Genomic DNA, 15,993 nt, shown 5'->3' on the forward strand with positions numbered 1-15,993 from the left:
TAGCAAGAGTATCGATCGCGTTATTCTTTTGAAGCAGAGCAATCTGACCTTTGAGAAATAGAGACTAAATTGTTTTAGTACACCTGAGGCATTTGCAAAAGCGTATGTGATGAATTGTATTCTGCCCTAGACGTCAAGCGGATTCTCTGGGATGTACTCGATTAGGTACGGTGAGTATATATCCTTTGTATAAAATATGGACAATATCACGTTGACCGTCTACCCGTTCTGAAATCATTGGGGTGATGTGGATATATAGTGAGCTTTTCTAGGGAATGGTTGATAAAATAGGCTCTCGGATTGGTTCAGATTTTGTCCTGTCAAGGAGAGAGCCCGACGCATAGCAAAGGCTATGTGGAGAATCTGTCGATAAAGAGAGGGCGAAAAAGATGTACCAAGATGGCAGTACTTCCCTAATTATACGGTAAGAGAATTGATGATGGACTATCTGCCGAAGCAGTGTTATAATTTAAAAGTAATAATAGACTTAGGTCGGCAGTGCCGGGGGCAGCTATTCCTGTGCTCTCGCTTTTAGCACCCATAGTAGTTATCCTAATAGGTTTGATGCACGACTTCGTAACAGAAGCTGGCATGTCGGACAAGGAGGAGTTGCCTATGAAAGCTAAAACGAAAAAATGCCGTACCATGATTACATCAGTACTAAATTCTGTATGGTCTATGGGCGCTAACTTTTCAGCAGGAGCACTGCTGACCTAAGTCTATTATTTTTTGAAAAATATGAATTTCAAGTATATACGTCAATAGCTTTTGCAGAGAGGAAAACGATGGAGTTTAAGAAAATATCGATCAAGAATTTTAGAAATTTTGAAGATATTGAAATTGATATCACGAATAAGAATATATTTTTCGGGTTGAATGATATCGGGAAAACAAATTTCTTGTACGCCATGCGTTATATATTTGACAAAGATATAAGAAAGAATGGATTTTTAGACTCAGATTTCCATCGAAAAAACATAGATTCTCCCATTGAAATTATTGTTGTTCTAGATATAAGTGATACAGATGATTCGGATACACAGAAACTGAGAGCTCAGCTGAAGGAGGTTATGCGTAGCAATCATACAGAAGCTTTTATTAAACTGATTGCTGAGTATGATGTCCAGGATTTAGTTGCGATGCCCATCATGTCTTGGGGCGACAGTTTAGATCATCTTTATGAAATCAAGCAGAAAGGATATCGATATGAGCTGGATTATGTTTTCAATGTAATCTATATCGACTCCTATGTAGAGCTGCATAGCCTGTTTAGAAAAAACATCAATTGGTTGATTAGAAGCGATCAGGAGGATGATAATGATATACTTCAGGACATCCAATCAGCATTGGATCAGCTCAATATGAATATATCGAATCTATCCGGTGTCAAGGAGTTTGAGAAGAAGATTACACCGGAGTATCAAAAATTTCGTGACGAAGGCATTTCGATTTCAATCAAGTCGGAAATTGCTGTAAAAGGCTTATACTCCAATATTGTTCCGTATATCAAACAAGATAATGATGAAAATTTATATCCAACTGCTGGAGAGGGGCGGAAGAAATTACTATCATATTCAATTTTTGGACTGCTTTCAGAGCAAAGTGAAGAGCGAAAAATCAATATATTCCTTGTTGAAGAGCCAGAAAATCACCTGCATAAATCCATGCAAATTGCCTTATCTCAAATATTGTTTGCGAAAGATAAATATCGATATCTATTTGTCACCACCCACTCTCCGTTTGTGTTGTATGGTATGGATCATGTAAGTCTTATTCGAATCTTTCATGGCTCGACAATTGACAGCGCAAGCTATTTCTATAAAGTTTTACCGAATTTTGAAAAAACCAGAAAAATGCTGAATCGATGTTTAGCCGAAGCCGTTTTTGCAAGTACAGTGCTGTTGGTGGAAGGTCCTTCCGAGGTCCTGCTCTTTGAAAGAGTATTATCCATAATCAATCCTTTTTACGAGGTTAATGGCATCTATATCTTATCAGTAGAAGGGATTGGATTTGAGAAGTATCACGAAATACTTAATGCGCTAGGCATAAAATTAATTATCAAAACGGATAATGATCTAAGATGTCCTCATGGAAAGAAACAATATATGGCATATGGATTTCAGCGTTGTAATAAGATGATTGGGAAAGAGCTTCTTGCAATTCAATCATGTATGAATAATAGTGAGGAGAAAAAAAGATCCCTATATGCTGAACAACGAGAAACTCTCGATAATATCCGCAAAGATTATGGCATCTTTCTTTCCAAGGTTGATTTAGAGAATGACCTGGATGAGGTTTTGCACGATCAGCTGTGTAAATACTTAGATACAGATTCTCCGGTTAAATATTTGCAAAAAGCAAAACGCTTCCACATGGTTGAATTAATAAGTGTGATAACGGATGATGATTGTAGCGCAATCTTCAATCATTACAATTTTTCGTGTTTGAAGGAGATTCTAAAATGACATTATCATCCGTACAACAGAAAATTGTAGAGACACCTGGAAATTTAGTTGTTCGAGCCAGTGCAGGTACAGGAAAAACACATACAATGGTTACGAAAATCGCTGCTGAAATTGAGCAGAACCATTCACATAAAGTAATTGCTGCAATTACGTTTACAATTAAAGCTGCACAAGAGATCAAAGATCGCTTGATAATTGATATATCAAATCATTTCATTGGAACAAATAATAGCTTTGCGATTGAGGAGATTATCAAACCGTTTTTGAAAGATGTATATGGGGCTGCATATGACGATGATATGAGTACCGACTATTCTGTTCGTGTCGATACATTTGAAGAAGGCCTTGATAAAATAAAACAGGAGAAGGTGTTGTGTTCTTATAAGGAAAACAAAAATAATTTTATTTTTGACCTTGCTTTTGATATTATGAGTAAATCATCTGCATGTAAATTGTATCTTCAGGCAAAATATTTCAAGATATATATTGATGAATACCAAGATTGTGACAAGTCAATGCATAAATTCTTTATGTATATTTGTGATGATCTTGATATAGATACCTTTATTGTTGGGGATGAAAAGCAATCCATCTATACATGGCGAGGGGCATATCCGGAAGCGTTTCGAGGCATTTGGGGAAAGCCTAATTTTCAGAAGATATTTATGGGGGATAATTACCGTTCATGTAAGCAGATTCAAAATTACTCGAATCTATTATTTGAAGAAACGCGTGCGCTTTACAGATCGACGGATCGCCTCGACAATATTATTTGGATAATCTCTAATCAGAGAAGATGGGCAAATGACACACTTAGGCACATTGACATGGAAAAGAAGACAGCACTTTTACGCTATAGAAACAATGATGCCGAAAGTGGAGCATCTGAACTGAGTCAAGCCGGAGCCCCATTTGTATTCATTCCCCAGCCGCCAATTGCAGACATCACAACAGAAACGGCTTGGTTATATGCAGGAATTGCAAAGTATATTATCCTGCAAGAGTATTCGGTGTATGATTTGGTGTCTGAAATTCCCTCTGAAGGTACAGCTGAGCGTAAGAACATAGTAGCTATCAAGAAAAAACTTGATTTGATCGCGGAATCCCCAGAAGAACAGGAGTTTTGTGACGCTGTAATTGATTTATGTGAATATCTTGGTTATGAATACCGGGGCGAGCATTTGAGAAAACTATTTATAACGATCAACCAAAAAAGATATTATGCAGCATTTGATACAAATAAATATCAAAATATCGCACTCACACTTCACTCATCAAAAGGTTTGGAGTTTGACCAAGTAATATTATTTGTAGGCGACTATAATCTTTCAAAAAAAGAAGACATATATAATCATTACGTCGCAGTAACTAGAGCAAAAGAAAAAGTAGTTATTATAAAGTTTGATGATTATCCTGGAAGTAAATTTGAAAATAATCTATCTGAGATCGTTGCGTTGAGTGGTTTGAATATCGATGATTTAGTGACACTTGGATAATCGCAGTGAATTTTATATCGATGAGTGTTTGTCTGTTGTATATGATGCGTAGACTCTTGAAGTGGAGGAACGGTGTATGTTCTGCAATATGTTATAATAAACGCCAAGGGGGTGTATATGAGTACATCGACAAATATGGACATAGCAGAAGAATATAAGGTAAAGCCCATCCTAAAGTGGGCAGGCGGGAAGACGCAGCTGCTCGGGGAGTTGTCTGCAAAGGTGCCGCCGCACTATGGAAAATACATTGAGCCGTTTTTTGGCGGCGGAGCTCTTTTTTTCGCGTTGGAGCCGGAGCACGCTGTTCTTGCGGACAGCAATCCGGAGCTCATCAATATGTACCGTGAAGTCGCATCGAATGCAGAGCAGGTCATCGCATATCTGGAGCAATATGAGAATACTGGCGAGCGTTTCTATGAGGTGCGTGCACTTGATTGGGAGCAGCTGCCTCCAGCAGAGGCGGCTGCACGGATGATCTTCCTCAACAAGACGTGTTTTAACGGGCTTTACCGTGTCAATAAGAAGGGGCAGTTCAATGTCCCCTTTGGGCGGTATAAAAATCCAAAAATCTGTGATCGTGCGGCGATTCATGCAGCGTCGCGTGTCCTTTCGCGTGCAGAGATCATCTGCGGCGACTATCTGGATGTATTGGAACATCATGCGGCGGCGGGGGATCTGATCTTTCTGGATCCGCCGTATCTGCCGATCTCGGCGTATGCGGATTTCAAGCGCTATACGAAGGAGCAGTTCTACGAGGAGGATCATGTACGTCTCGCAGAGATGGTCGCACGTCTCTATGAGCGCGGGTGTTATGTCATCCTTACGAACTCGAACCATCCGCTCGTGCATGAGCTTTATGCGCCGTACCGGATTGATATCATTCAGACGAAGCGACATATTTCCTGCAATGGGAAGAGTCGTAAAGGAGAAGATGTAATCGTAACAGCAACCCCTGCGCCGTATCCGCGTATTACGCTCGGCGATGTACCTCTTTCGCCGCAGGCTTCACACTATCCACCGACGCGTTTCATGGGGTCGAAGCAGAAGCTTCTCCATGAGGTTTGGGCGGTCGCGTCACAGTTTGACGCAGAGACCATCACAGATCTCTTTTCTGGCTCGGGGATTGTCAGCTATATGTTCAAGGCGCAGGGCAAGACTGTCCTGAGCAATGATTATATGGCGATGTCAGCGACGTTCTCAAAGGCGATGGTGGAAAATAATACGGTTACACTTTCGTCACGCACGGCGGAGGAGCTGCTTCTCGCGCAGAAGGAATCGGATCACTTTGTTGCACAAACGTTTCAAGGAATCTACTATACGGATGCGGAGAATGAGCTGATTGATACGCTGCGGACAAATATTCGTGATCTGCACAATCCGTACGAGCGAGCGATTGCGATGACGGCACTCATTCGCGCATGCATCAAGAAACGTCCACGCGGCATCTTTACATATACAGGGCATCGTTATGATGATGGCAGAAAAGATCTGAAAAAATCATTGGCAGAACAGTTCCTTGCGGCAGTGGAATTGGTGAATGCGGCGATTTTTGACAACGGTCGGGTGAACCGCTCGCGCTGGGGCGATGCGATGACGCTCCGAACACCGGCGGAGCTCGTCTACATGGATCCGCCCTACTACTCACCGCTCTCGGACAATGAATATGTGCGCCGTTACCATTTCGTTGAGGGACTTGCACGGGATTGGGAGGGCGTGGAGATTCAGGCGCATACGCTGACGAAAAAATTCAAGTCCTATCCAACTCCATTCTCCTCACGTCTCGGTGCGGCAGAGGCATTTGACCGCCTGTTTCGTAAGTTCGCTCAGAGTATTCTGGTTGTGTCTTACTCTTCAAACAGCCTGCCGACCCAGGAGGAGATGCTTGCTCTGATGGCAAAATACAAGGAGCACGTTGAGGTAATTCCTGTGGACTATCGCTACTCATTCGGCAATCAGGGGGCTGCGAAAACACATCGGAACTCTGTGCAGGAGTATCTCTTTGTCGGGTATTGAGGGGATGTCATGATGGTGCGGGAAATCGATATCTGGTTGGTCGGCAATACGGGATTGCGCAGCCCGAACCGTATTCAGGAGGGGTTTCGTATCTACGCGGAGTCTCCATTTGTGGGGAATTTTCGCGGGCGGGACAACGAAATTGGTTTCATGAATCTTCTCAATGAACGCGGCATCATTCACAATGAGGCTGGCAAGGATGCCTCCGGCAGTCATGCACGAAAGTGGCGGCTGATGTTCGCGAAGAACGGACTGATTTACCCCAAGCTGAAAAAGATGAAGGAGAAACAGGCCTCTCTTGGTGCACTCGACACTGTTACGCCGTTTGGACGTACGTTCCTCATGGCAGACACCTATCCAGCGATGCAGGAGTGCTTCCTCCGTGCGATGAGCGTGGCACAGGAGATCCTGCCGGAGGGAGGCTATTTCGCACCACTGCGTTGGGTGCTGACAATTATGTTGGAGCTCGAGCGACGCACGGGTTCGTCCGAGATCAGCCGTATCGAGTTTGCCCTCTGGGCACAGACGACAACACCGCAGGACGATCTCTCTGCCGTTGTGGATCGCATTCTTGACCTCAGGGAGCGCCGTCAACATGCTGCGTCGAAGAGGAAGTTTGATCGCGGCGAAATCGAACGGCGTGCGGAGTGCTACCACAAGAAAGCGGATAATTTTCTCGACTACGCAGATATGAATATGCGCTATCTCAGGATCACAGGCATCTTCCAACGCAGAGGCAGAGGGCTGATGATCTTGCCGACGAAGCGTGTTCTGGCGGAGCAGCTTGCGCAGTCATCGGTGTCGGAGAATTCGCTCCTACATTCATATAAAGTATTGTGTGCCGGAGCTCCTCTACCGACGGACGATGTTCCCGTTGCGCGCAAATTGTTGGATGCGCTGCAAAAACTCCTAAAGGAGCGGCACATCGCATTTGAGCCTCCCGCGCCACCTCTCGAGACAGCGGTACAGATCAATGTCGCACGACAGAGACTGGAGCAGCTCTTGGCGCAGACAGATGAGATGCAGTATGCGCAGCGCCAATGCCACGAGTGGCGTGAGATCTCTGACTATATGACACTCATCCTGCGCGGCGGCGGGAAGAAGACCTATGATGAGGACTACGAAATCGAGGTGCCGCGGGATGAGCTGCCTGTGTATCTCGAGTGGATTCTGTGGCGTGCAATTCTTGCCATCAATCACCTGACTACGATGCCGTATGAGGTGCGCGGGTTTAAGATGGATGCGGATTTTATGCCGGTCAGCACCGCAGGCGGCGGCAAGGGCGATCTCTACAGCGAGTTCGACGATTTTGCGATTCTCACGGAGGTTACGATGTCCTCGTCCTCGCGGCAGGAGGCGATGGAGGGGGAGCCGGTGCGTCGTCATGTTTCTGATGCGGTTCTCCGATGGGCACCCAAGCCGGTCTACGGACTCTTTATTGCGGTGAAAATTGATACGAATACGGCTGAGACATTTCGCCATGGGATATGGTATACGAAGGAGGATGTGCGGCAAGAGCTGCAGATCGTTCCATTGACACTGGCACAGTACCAGATGTATTTTAATGCAATGTTTTCTTCCGGTGACGCAGTACCTGCACGTGTGCGTGAGCTGCTGCGCTGTTGCGGGGAGAATCGTGCGGTGATGGATGCGCCTGCATGGAAGTCACATATTGAACATACTGTGCGAAGCCATGTAGATGAGCTGCAACGGATGTCACAGACGGGTAGCCATGCCTACATCTACGAGGAAGGGCAGACCCTCACGGCGGCGGACAGGAAGTGTTTTGATCGGGATACGGATTTGTCACAGGGCATGCAAATTCGTTAAGGAATCTCTGATAAAATGAAGGCTGTCCGATTGGTGGAGATTTTTTCCTGTTCAGGAGGCACTCGGATGGATAGCCAGAGCTATGTGGAGTGGGGGAGAACGAAATGTGGGAAAAAAGATGCGCTAAGATGACGTTGCTGAATTTACCAGTGCTTCCATAATACCCAAGGGAATCGAGCTGTTGCATGGGGAAAAACACCTTCGTGCAGCAGCTCTTATGTTTTCCAGGGCTGTTGGACGTGTCCTTTTTTCTCTTGCTGCGGAATATGTTATAATAGAAGAAAACAAAGAGAGTGTTTCTCATACTGTGCGCGGCAAAGGAGGTGTATCATGCAGCGGCGATATATTTTTACGGGACTGGTGCTTGCTTTGTTGGCCGGTGTATTCTTCTACCTCCGTGCCGAGCAGCGGACGCAGATCGATTTCGAGCAGGTGGAGCCGATCCCGGGGTACAAGATGGAGATGCGGGAGCCGCCGCTGCGGGTGGCGATGATCTCGGTGCTGAACCATGCGCGCACGGAGGGCTATCAAAGTCAGATGGTGCGCAGTCTCGGGCGGCTGCTCGGACGGCCGGTGCTGCTCCTGCATCGCCGCAGCTACGCCGAGATCAATCAGCTGTTGGCGAAGGGGGATGCGGATGTAGCGTTTCTGTCGAGCGGTGCATATATGGTGTATGGAAAAAAGGAGGATGTACGCCTCTTGGCGATGCCGGAGCGGAGCGGAACGAACTACTATTTCTCGTATGTGATTGTCCCGCGTACGAGCCGCATCGAGTCGCTTGCGGAGCTGCGCGGGCGGCGGTTCGTCTATGTGGACCCGATGAGCTACTCGGGCTATCTTGAGCTGCGTGCATATCTGCGGAAAATGGGCGAGGATCCCGAGACGTTCTTCCGCTCCTCCTACTTCACCTACAGTCACGACGACTCGCTGCGTGCGGTGGCGGACGGTCTGGTGGATGGCGGCGTGATTGCGAGCCTGACATATGACTACTATCAGGAGTATGCGCCCGCGATGCTCGAGCAGGTGCGGATCGTACAGGTGCTGCCGGGGAGCGGGATGGGTCCTGTGGTGGCGCGGCGCGATCTGAGGGAGGCGGATGCGGTGCAGGAGATCCTGCTGCATCTGGACAGAGATCCGGAGGCAAAGGAGGCGATGGAGCAGCTGCTCATCGACCGCTTCGTACCGCCGCAGCCGGAGCTCTATCCGCGGTTCTCGCCGGAAGAGGGGATCTGATGCAGTATTTTGCAAAGCTCCGCATTGCGGGCAAGCTGACGGTGATCGTGATGGGGATTGTGCTGCTCTTCGCCATTCTCTCGGGTGCGCTCATGCTCGTCACGCTGTCCGACATCATGCGTGCGTCACTGGAGCGGCGCGGGCTGAGCGTGGCGGCAGAGGTGGCGGAGCTCAGCAGCGACGCGCTGCAGACGGGCAATCTCTTTGCGCTCGAGGAGCTGATTCACACAGAGAAGCGCAACAATGACTTTGTATCGTATATCTTTTTGCTGGACACGGACGGACGTGTGATGGCGCATACCTTTCCAAAGGGGATGCCGCTGCATCTGCGCGAGCTGCACGGAGCGGATGGTGCAGAGCCGGAGGTGCTGCGCGTGGACACGAGCCTCGGGCAGATCCAGGACATCCGCTGGCCGATCGAGGGCGGTGCGCTTGGCGCGGTTCGCGTCGGTGTGAGCGAGGATGCGCTGCGGGAGCTGTTGGTCTCCAATGTGCTGAAAATGCTGGGGATAACGCTGGTCATCCTGCTCCTCGCGGCGGTGCTGATCTTTCGCCTGTCGGAGATCCTGACGCGTCCGCTCCATCATCTGATGGAACGTGCGGAGCATATCTCCAAGGGGCATTTCTCGGGGCGTGCGATCACGTTCCCCGCGACAGATGAGATCGGGCGTCTGGCGAATGCGATGAACGATATGGAGCGACATCTGCGCGAGGGTGCGCAGGAGCGCAGCCGTCTCCTGCGGCACATCATCACGGCGCAGGAGGAGGAGCGTAAGCGGATTGCAATGGAGCTGCACGACGAGAGCGGGCAGACGCTGACGGCACTGCTCTTTTCCCTGCGTGCGCTCGCGAACGAGACGGACGATGAAAATATGCAGAAGGCGCTGCTCGCGATCCGTGACGAGACGGCGGATACGCTCGCGCGGCTGCGGAATCTCGCAGTGGAGCTGCGCCCGCCGGCACTGGATGAGTTGGGGATTGAGGCGGCACTTGAGAAGCTGGTCGCGGACTATCGGCGCAAGCACGCGGTGGGCATCGAGCTCGTCTGCGCGGTCGAGGCGGTGCCCGGCGACGTGGAGAGTCTGGCGGTCTATCGGATCGTGCAGGAGTGCCTGACGAACATCGTGCGGCATTCCCACGCGACGCGGGCACAGATTCGCCTGACCGCAGAGGAGCGCATCGTGCTCTATGTGAAGGACAACGGCGACGGCATTACGCAGGAGCGCATCCGTGCGGCGCGGCGCGAGAACCACATGGGGATCTACGGGATCGTGGAGCGCGTGCGCCTGCTCGCGGGGCGGATGGAGCTCTCTGCAGAGCTGCCGGAGTGGACGACGGTCTATCGCATTGAGCTGCGTGGAAGGGGAGGGCTGACGGATGAATCTGATGATTGTGGATGACCATTTGCTGATCCGCGCGGGGATGAAGCTGCTGCTCAAAAACACGTCCGCCTATACGGTGACGGCGGAGGCGGAGAGCGGCGAGGAGGCACTGCGGCTGCTGGCGGCGCAGCCGATCGACCTCGTGATCATGGACATCTCGATGCCGGGGATGGGCGGGCTCGCCTGCATCCGCGAGATCCGCGCACACTATCCTGCGGTGAAGATCCTCGTGCTGAGCATGCACGAGGATGAGGAGTATATCTACAAGGCGATGCAGTACGGGGCGATGGGCTATCTGCCCAAGACCTCGGCGGACAACGAGCTGTTCGATGCGCTGCAGGCACTTTCGCAGGGACGGCGTTACCTCAGTCCGAATGCACAGCAGTCACTCATGGACATCATGTTCCGCCCCGCAGAGGAGGCGGCGGATGACCCACGCAGCGTGCTCACGGCGCGGGAGCGGGAGGTCTTTGACGAGCTGATCCACGGGTATACGATCACGGAGATTGCCGAGCGGCTGCATCTCAGTGTAAAGACAGTGGACACACATAAGAAACATATCTACGAGAAACTCCACTGCAGTCGGCGCAGCGATCTTGTCACGCTCGCCCTGCGGAACGGGCTTTTACAGTAGCGTGCCGAGACATATCAAAAGAACCCACATCGGATTTTTTCTGATGTGGGGTTCTTGTATTTCTGATGGAAAAATGGGGGGAAATCCGAGGGAAAAACAGAACTTTGCCGATGGTCGGGCAATGCGGCATTCGCTATACTGCAGACAGCATAAAATTTTCAAGGGGGATGGAGTTATATGTCAATTTTTTCACCGGCACCGCACATTGAGCGGCTGCCCGCCGACCAGATTGACGAGCGGTACAAGTCACTCCGACGGCAGGTCTTTCTCGGGACGTTCATCGGGTATGCGACCTTCTATCTGATTCGCAAGAACTTCAGTCTCGCGATGCCCTACATGATTCAGGACTACGGCTACTCCAAGGCGGATCTTGGTATCGTCCTGACCATGCTTTCGGTTGCATACGGCGTGAGCAAGTTCGTCATGGGCAACATCTCGGATCGCTCGAATCCAAAGTATTTTGCCACGCTGGGCCTCCTGCTCAGTGCGCTCGTGACGCTCGCGTTCGGCGTTGTGCCGGGGGTTATGACGAGCATTCCGATCATGTGCGCCCTGAGCTTCATGAACGGATGGTTCCAGGGGATGGGCTACCCGCCGTATGCAAAGTCCATGGTGACGTGGTTCTCCCAGACCGAGCGCGGCGCGTGGTGGTCGTGGTGGAACGTCTCGCATAACCTCGGCGGCGGCCTGATCGCACCGCTGGCGACGGCAGGTATCGCCCTCTTTGGCACATGGAACAGTATTTTCTTCTTCCCTGCGCTGATCTCCATCGTCCTCGCCTTCATCACCTTCTTCCTCCTGCGTGACACGCCGCAGTCCTGCGGTCTGCCGCCGATCGAGGAGTACAAGCACGACTACCCGAAGGAGCACGGTGCTGTCATGGAAAAGCAGATGACGGCAAAGGAAGTTCTGATGAAGTACATCATCAAGAACAAGCTGCTCTGGTACCTCGCGATTGCGAACATCTTCGTCTACTTCATCCGTTACGGTGTCGTCGATTGGGCGCCGACGTATCTCGCGGCGGTCAAGGGCTTCTCCAAGGAGAGCTCGCGCTGGGCATACTTCCTCTATGAGTGGGCGGGCATCCCGGGCATGCTCGTGAGCGGCTACCTCAGTGACCGCGTATTCCGCGGACGGCGTGCGCCCGCAACGATGATCTTTATGACGTTCGTCATCGTCGCGATCCTTGTCTACTGGTTCAACCCGCCCGGCAACGTCCTCGTGGATAACCTCGCACTGATCGCAATCGGCTTCCTCATCTACGGTCCGGTCATGATGATCGGTCTGCAGGCGGCGGACATGGTGCCGCGTGTCGCAACGGGCGGCGCGACCGGCCTCACGGGCCTCATGGGCTACATCGTCGGCTCTGCGTTCGCGGGCGTCTACATGGGCTTCGTCGTTGACCACTTCGGCTGGACGGGCGGCTTCATCAGCCTCCTCGCTTCCTGTGTCCTCTCGATTTTCTTCCTGTTTATGACCATGGGCGGGAAGAAAAGAACAGAATAAAGGAATCGCTGCATTCCCACATAAAAATCCCGCCGCGTTCGGAATGCTCCGAATGCGGCGGGATTTTGTGTGCATTTAGGAACCGCTGATAAAATGAAGTCCGTCAGATTGGTGCAGATTTTGTCCTGTCAGGGAAGCTGCTGCCGGTGCAGCGGCGGCGATGAGAGTGACTGACTTGTCGAGACGCTGCTTAGTGATAAGAGATTACATTTCCATGAATAAGATGATGGGAAAAAAAGGGATACCGCGTCGCTCAAGCTGCTGCGTCATGTCCCTTATGTATGCTTTATCAGTGCTTTTCTAGCTCACCGCAGATTCCTGTGAGGCACTTCCACCGCCGGCAGGTAGATCTTCCGGCAGAGCAGGGCGGCGACGAGTGCGATGGCCGCGCCGATGTAGCCGATGTGGGCGATGTGGTCAGCCCCCGCTGCCAGCCCGCCGATGTACGTTCCGCTGCCGATGCCGAGGTTGAAGATCCCCGAGTAGATCGCCGTCGCGACCGTCGATGCGTCGCGCGGAACCGTGGCGAGCACCTCCGCCTGGAACATCGTATTGTAGAGCGTTGCGAGCACGCCGAGCACCATCGTGAGTACGATCATCGTGCCGACGGAGATGGATGCCGCCTGCCAGAGAAAGAGCATGGCGGCAACCCCGACCAGACACCAGCGCAGCAGGGAGAAACGGCACCTGCCGTACATGCGCGAGAACACGAGGCTCGCGATGATGCCGCTCACCCCGAGCAGCATGAGTGCCACCGTGATCAGATTGGGCGAGAATTCTGCGACCGTATGCAGGAACGGCTCGATGTAGCTGTACATCGTGAAATACGCCGTCGCAAAGAGCGCCGTCATGACGTAGATGCACGCAAGCGCAGGCTGACGCACGAGCGACGGCAGCTCGCGGACACTGACCCCCGCCCCCGGCGTGCGCTGCGGCAGGAGAATCGCGAGATAGACGAATGCGGCAGCAGCGACCGCGGCGAGCAGGAGGAACGTCATGCGCCACCCTGCGGCGAGCCCGATCACGCGGCCGAGCGGGAGCCCGACAATCGTCGCGACCGAGCTGCCCGTCACGATCATACCGAGTGCCGTCGGCTGATGCTCGCGCGTCACGAGACGCGTCGCGAGCGGCGCGGCGATCGACCAGAAAATCGAGTGCGCGCAGGCGACAACGATACGCGCCCCGAGCAGCATATCATAGCTTGTCGCGATCCCTGAGATCATCTGCCCGATGCCGAAGAGCGCCACCATCAGGAGCAGCAGTTTCTTCAGCTCCATGCGGCAGGTCAGCAGCATCAGCGGCAGCGACAGCAGGGCCACCACCCACGCGTAGATCGTGATCATCTGACCCGTCGCCGCCTCCGTCATGGAGAACGACTTGGAGATATCGATGAGCAGTGCGATCGGCATGAACTCCGACGTGTTGAAGATAAACGCCGTAATCGTAATCCCGAACAACATCATGTACTGGCGCGGCAACATCGTCATAATACATCCCTCCCTATCTGTGTTTTCCTTGTGTGACAGTATCCACATTGTAGAGAAAAATAAAAAAAATGCAAGGGGGAAACACCCTTTTTTGCGGATTTTCCGCGATCTGTATAAAGCTGTGAAATTGTGATAATGGCGCGCGTATTTTACCTGTGTTATAATTAGAAGCAATGAAGTAAAATACGCACAGAATAAGAAGAGAGCGTGATGGAGTATAAGGAGGTGCACACGGCAGGGGCGGTGTGGTGATTGTGCTGGCTTTGTTCGTACGGTAAGAGCGCTGTGCTGAACGCTTTCTCAGCAGGGGGCTGTGCCTTCCTGCCGAGCATCGCACACAGGAGATGGCACAACGAGATTGCTCCTGTGAGAAAAGGAAAAGAAAAATAACCTGTGTAATTCCTTTAAGGAGGCCATACGATGCTGGGGGCAGTCATTGGCGATATTGTCGGTTCGCGGTTTGAGTTCGACAATCACCGCAGCAAGGACTTTGAGCTTTTTGCGGAGGGATGTTTTGCGACGGATGACAGCATTATGACGCTGTCCGTGGCGAAGGCGATCATGGAGACGCAGAGGGAGGCAGCGGACGCACCTGCGGCGGATGCCGCGGGGCTCTCGGATGCGGCAGAGGCGGAGGAGGCGTTTTATGCGCGCCTGCGCGCGAATGCGGTGCACTGGATGCGGAGCATCGGGCGGCATTATCCTGACTGCGGCTATGGCGGGCGGTTCTACTGGTGGATGTTCATCACCGATAACCCTGCGCCCTACGACGGCTTCGGCAATGGTGCGGCGATGCGCGTCAGTCCCGCGGGATTTGCCGCGCGCAGCATGGAGGAGGCCATCGCCCTCGCCAAGGCGGTGACGGAGGTCACGCACAAACACCCCGAGGGGATCAAGGGCGCGGACGGGATGCACGCAGCAGGAGATCGCCGCCCATATCGTGGAGCACTACTACGCGCTCGACTTTACCATTGACGGGATTCGGGAGGACTATATTTTTAACGAGACCTGCCAGCATACCGTGCCGCAGGCGATTGAGTGCTTCCTCGAGTCGTGCTCCTTTGAGGATGCCATCCGCACGGCGATCTCACTCGGCGGTGACAGTGACACCATTGCTGCGATCACGGGCGCGATCGCTGAGGCGTACTATGGCATCCCAGACGCGATCCGCGAACAGGCACTCTCCTATCTCGACGACCGCCTCCGTCCCATCTATGATGAATGGGAGGCGCGCTATAGGATGGAGCAGAGAGCGCACTGAGAGCTGAGAGAACAGAAAAGCTCCCGCGCGCCGACAGCGGCGGGAGCATCAGAAAATGGAGGGCATACAATGAAGAAGGCAATCGTCGTTGTGGATATGCAGAACGACTTCGTGGACGGCGCACTCGGTACGGCGGAGGCGCAAGCGATGCTGCCGCGTATGGTGGAGAAACTGACGGCGGCACGTGCGGCGGGGACGGCACTCGTCTTTACCATGGATACGCACGGCGCGGACTATCTCACGACGCAGGAGGGGGAGCATCTGCCCGTCCCGCACTGCATTCGCGGCACGGCGGGCTGGGCGATCGTGGAGGCACTCCGCCCCTTTGCCGATGCGGCGGCCGCCGTGATCGAAAAGCCCACGTTCGGCGCGACGGCACTCCCCGCCGCCCTCGCGGACTATGACGAGATCGAGTTCGTCGGGCTCTGCACGGATATCTGCGTCATCTCGAACGCGCTCCTCGTGAAGGCGTTCTGCCCCGAAAAGCGCATCAGTGTCGACGCCGCCTGCTGCGCGGGCGTCACGCCCGAGAGCCACACGACCGCACTCAACGCGATGCGAGCATGCCAGATCGAGGTGCGCGGGTAGGATGAAGCGTGTGTTTTGGAAAATGATGGCGAGCCGACAGGAAGAAATTTGTTTGCCGGCGTTGATTTACAGCGTTTGGTCGGTTAAAATACGGGAAA

The 15,993-nt window shown here is 52.1% G+C and carries 12 protein-coding genes; 11 read left to right on the top strand and 1 reads right to left on the bottom strand.

Annotated features, from left to right (window positions below; all coding sequences use genetic code 11):
- The first annotated feature begins 785 nt into the window (after nt 1-785).
- From C1713_RS01885 to glpT, 8 genes are all read left to right on the top strand, one after another.
- Nucleotides 786-2,465 carry an ATP-dependent nuclease gene (locus C1713_RS01885; RefSeq protein WP_102492846.1) on the top strand — a complete coding sequence of 560 codons (1,680 nt, stop codon included), beginning with the start codon at nt 786-788 and terminating at the stop codon, nt 2,463-2,465.
- Nucleotides 2,462-3,961 (top strand): UvrD-helicase domain-containing protein, encoded by a 1,500-nt coding sequence (locus C1713_RS01890; RefSeq protein ID WP_102492847.1) that lies wholly within the window; start codon nt 2,462-2,464, stop codon nt 3,959-3,961. Before C1713_RS01885 ends, C1713_RS01890 begins: the two co-directional genes overlap by 4 nt.
- 117 nt (nt 3,962-4,078) lie before the next feature.
- Entirely contained in the window at nt 4,079-5,974 is a 1,896-nt protein-coding gene (locus C1713_RS01895) for a Dam family site-specific DNA-(adenine-N6)-methyltransferase (RefSeq protein ID WP_102492848.1), read from the top strand.
- A gap of 9 nt (nt 5,975-5,983) precedes the next feature.
- Complete coding sequence (locus C1713_RS01900; protein ID WP_245870911.1) at nt 5,984-7,804, top strand: AlwI family type II restriction endonuclease; 1,821 nt, start codon at nt 5,984-5,986, stop codon at nt 7,802-7,804.
- Nucleotides 7,805-8,134: 330 nt separating this feature from the next.
- Nucleotides 8,135-9,037 carry a substrate-binding domain-containing protein gene (locus tag C1713_RS01905; RefSeq protein ID WP_102492850.1) on the top strand — a complete coding sequence of 301 codons (903 nt, stop codon included), beginning with the start codon at nt 8,135-8,137 and terminating at the stop codon, nt 9,035-9,037.
- A complete protein-coding gene (locus C1713_RS01910; RefSeq protein ID WP_102492851.1) occupies nt 9,037-10,437 on the top strand; it encodes a histidine kinase in 1,401 nt (466 codons plus the stop codon). Before C1713_RS01905 ends, C1713_RS01910 begins: the two co-directional genes overlap by 1 nt.
- Nucleotides 10,415-11,053 carry a response regulator gene (locus tag C1713_RS01915; protein WP_102492852.1) on the top strand — a complete coding sequence of 213 codons (639 nt, stop codon included), beginning with the start codon at nt 10,415-10,417 and terminating at the stop codon, nt 11,051-11,053. The genes C1713_RS01910 and C1713_RS01915 overlap by 23 nt, the downstream gene beginning before the upstream one ends.
- 177 nt (nt 11,054-11,230) lie before the next feature.
- Nucleotides 11,231-12,559, top strand: coding sequence for a glycerol-3-phosphate transporter (gene glpT, locus C1713_RS01920; protein WP_006690701.1), 1,329 nt, complete (start codon nt 11,231-11,233; stop codon nt 12,557-12,559).
- Nucleotides 12,560-12,864: 305 nt separating this feature from the next.
- Here glpT and C1713_RS01925 read toward each other — a convergent pair whose 3' ends face one another.
- Nucleotides 12,865-14,046 (bottom strand): MFS transporter, encoded by a 1,182-nt coding sequence (locus tag C1713_RS01925; RefSeq protein ID WP_102492853.1) that lies wholly within the window; start codon nt 14,044-14,046, stop codon nt 12,865-12,867.
- 420 nt (nt 14,047-14,466) lie between these two features.
- Between C1713_RS01925 and C1713_RS01930 the strand changes: the two genes are divergently transcribed.
- From C1713_RS01930 to C1713_RS01935, 3 genes are all read left to right on the top strand, one after another.
- Nucleotides 14,467-15,021 (top strand): ADP-ribosylglycohydrolase family protein, encoded by a 555-nt coding sequence (locus C1713_RS01930; protein WP_245870913.1) that lies wholly within the window; start codon nt 14,467-14,469, stop codon nt 15,019-15,021.
- Nucleotides 14,987-15,307, top strand: a complete 321-nt coding sequence (locus tag C1713_RS12280) for an ADP-ribosylglycohydrolase family protein (protein WP_245870914.1) — start codon at nt 14,987-14,989, stop codon at nt 15,305-15,307. Before C1713_RS01930 ends, C1713_RS12280 begins: the two co-directional genes overlap by 35 nt.
- A gap of 69 nt (nt 15,308-15,376) precedes the next feature.
- Nucleotides 15,377-15,895, top strand: coding sequence for a cysteine hydrolase family protein (locus tag C1713_RS01935; RefSeq protein ID WP_102492854.1), 519 nt, complete (start codon nt 15,377-15,379; stop codon nt 15,893-15,895).
- The last annotated feature ends 98 nt before the right edge of the window (nt 15,896-15,993 follow it).

This window comes from Centipeda felix, from assembly GCF_900186465.1.
Taxonomy (GTDB): Bacteria; Bacillota; Negativicutes; order Selenomonadales; family Selenomonadaceae; genus Centipeda; species Centipeda felix.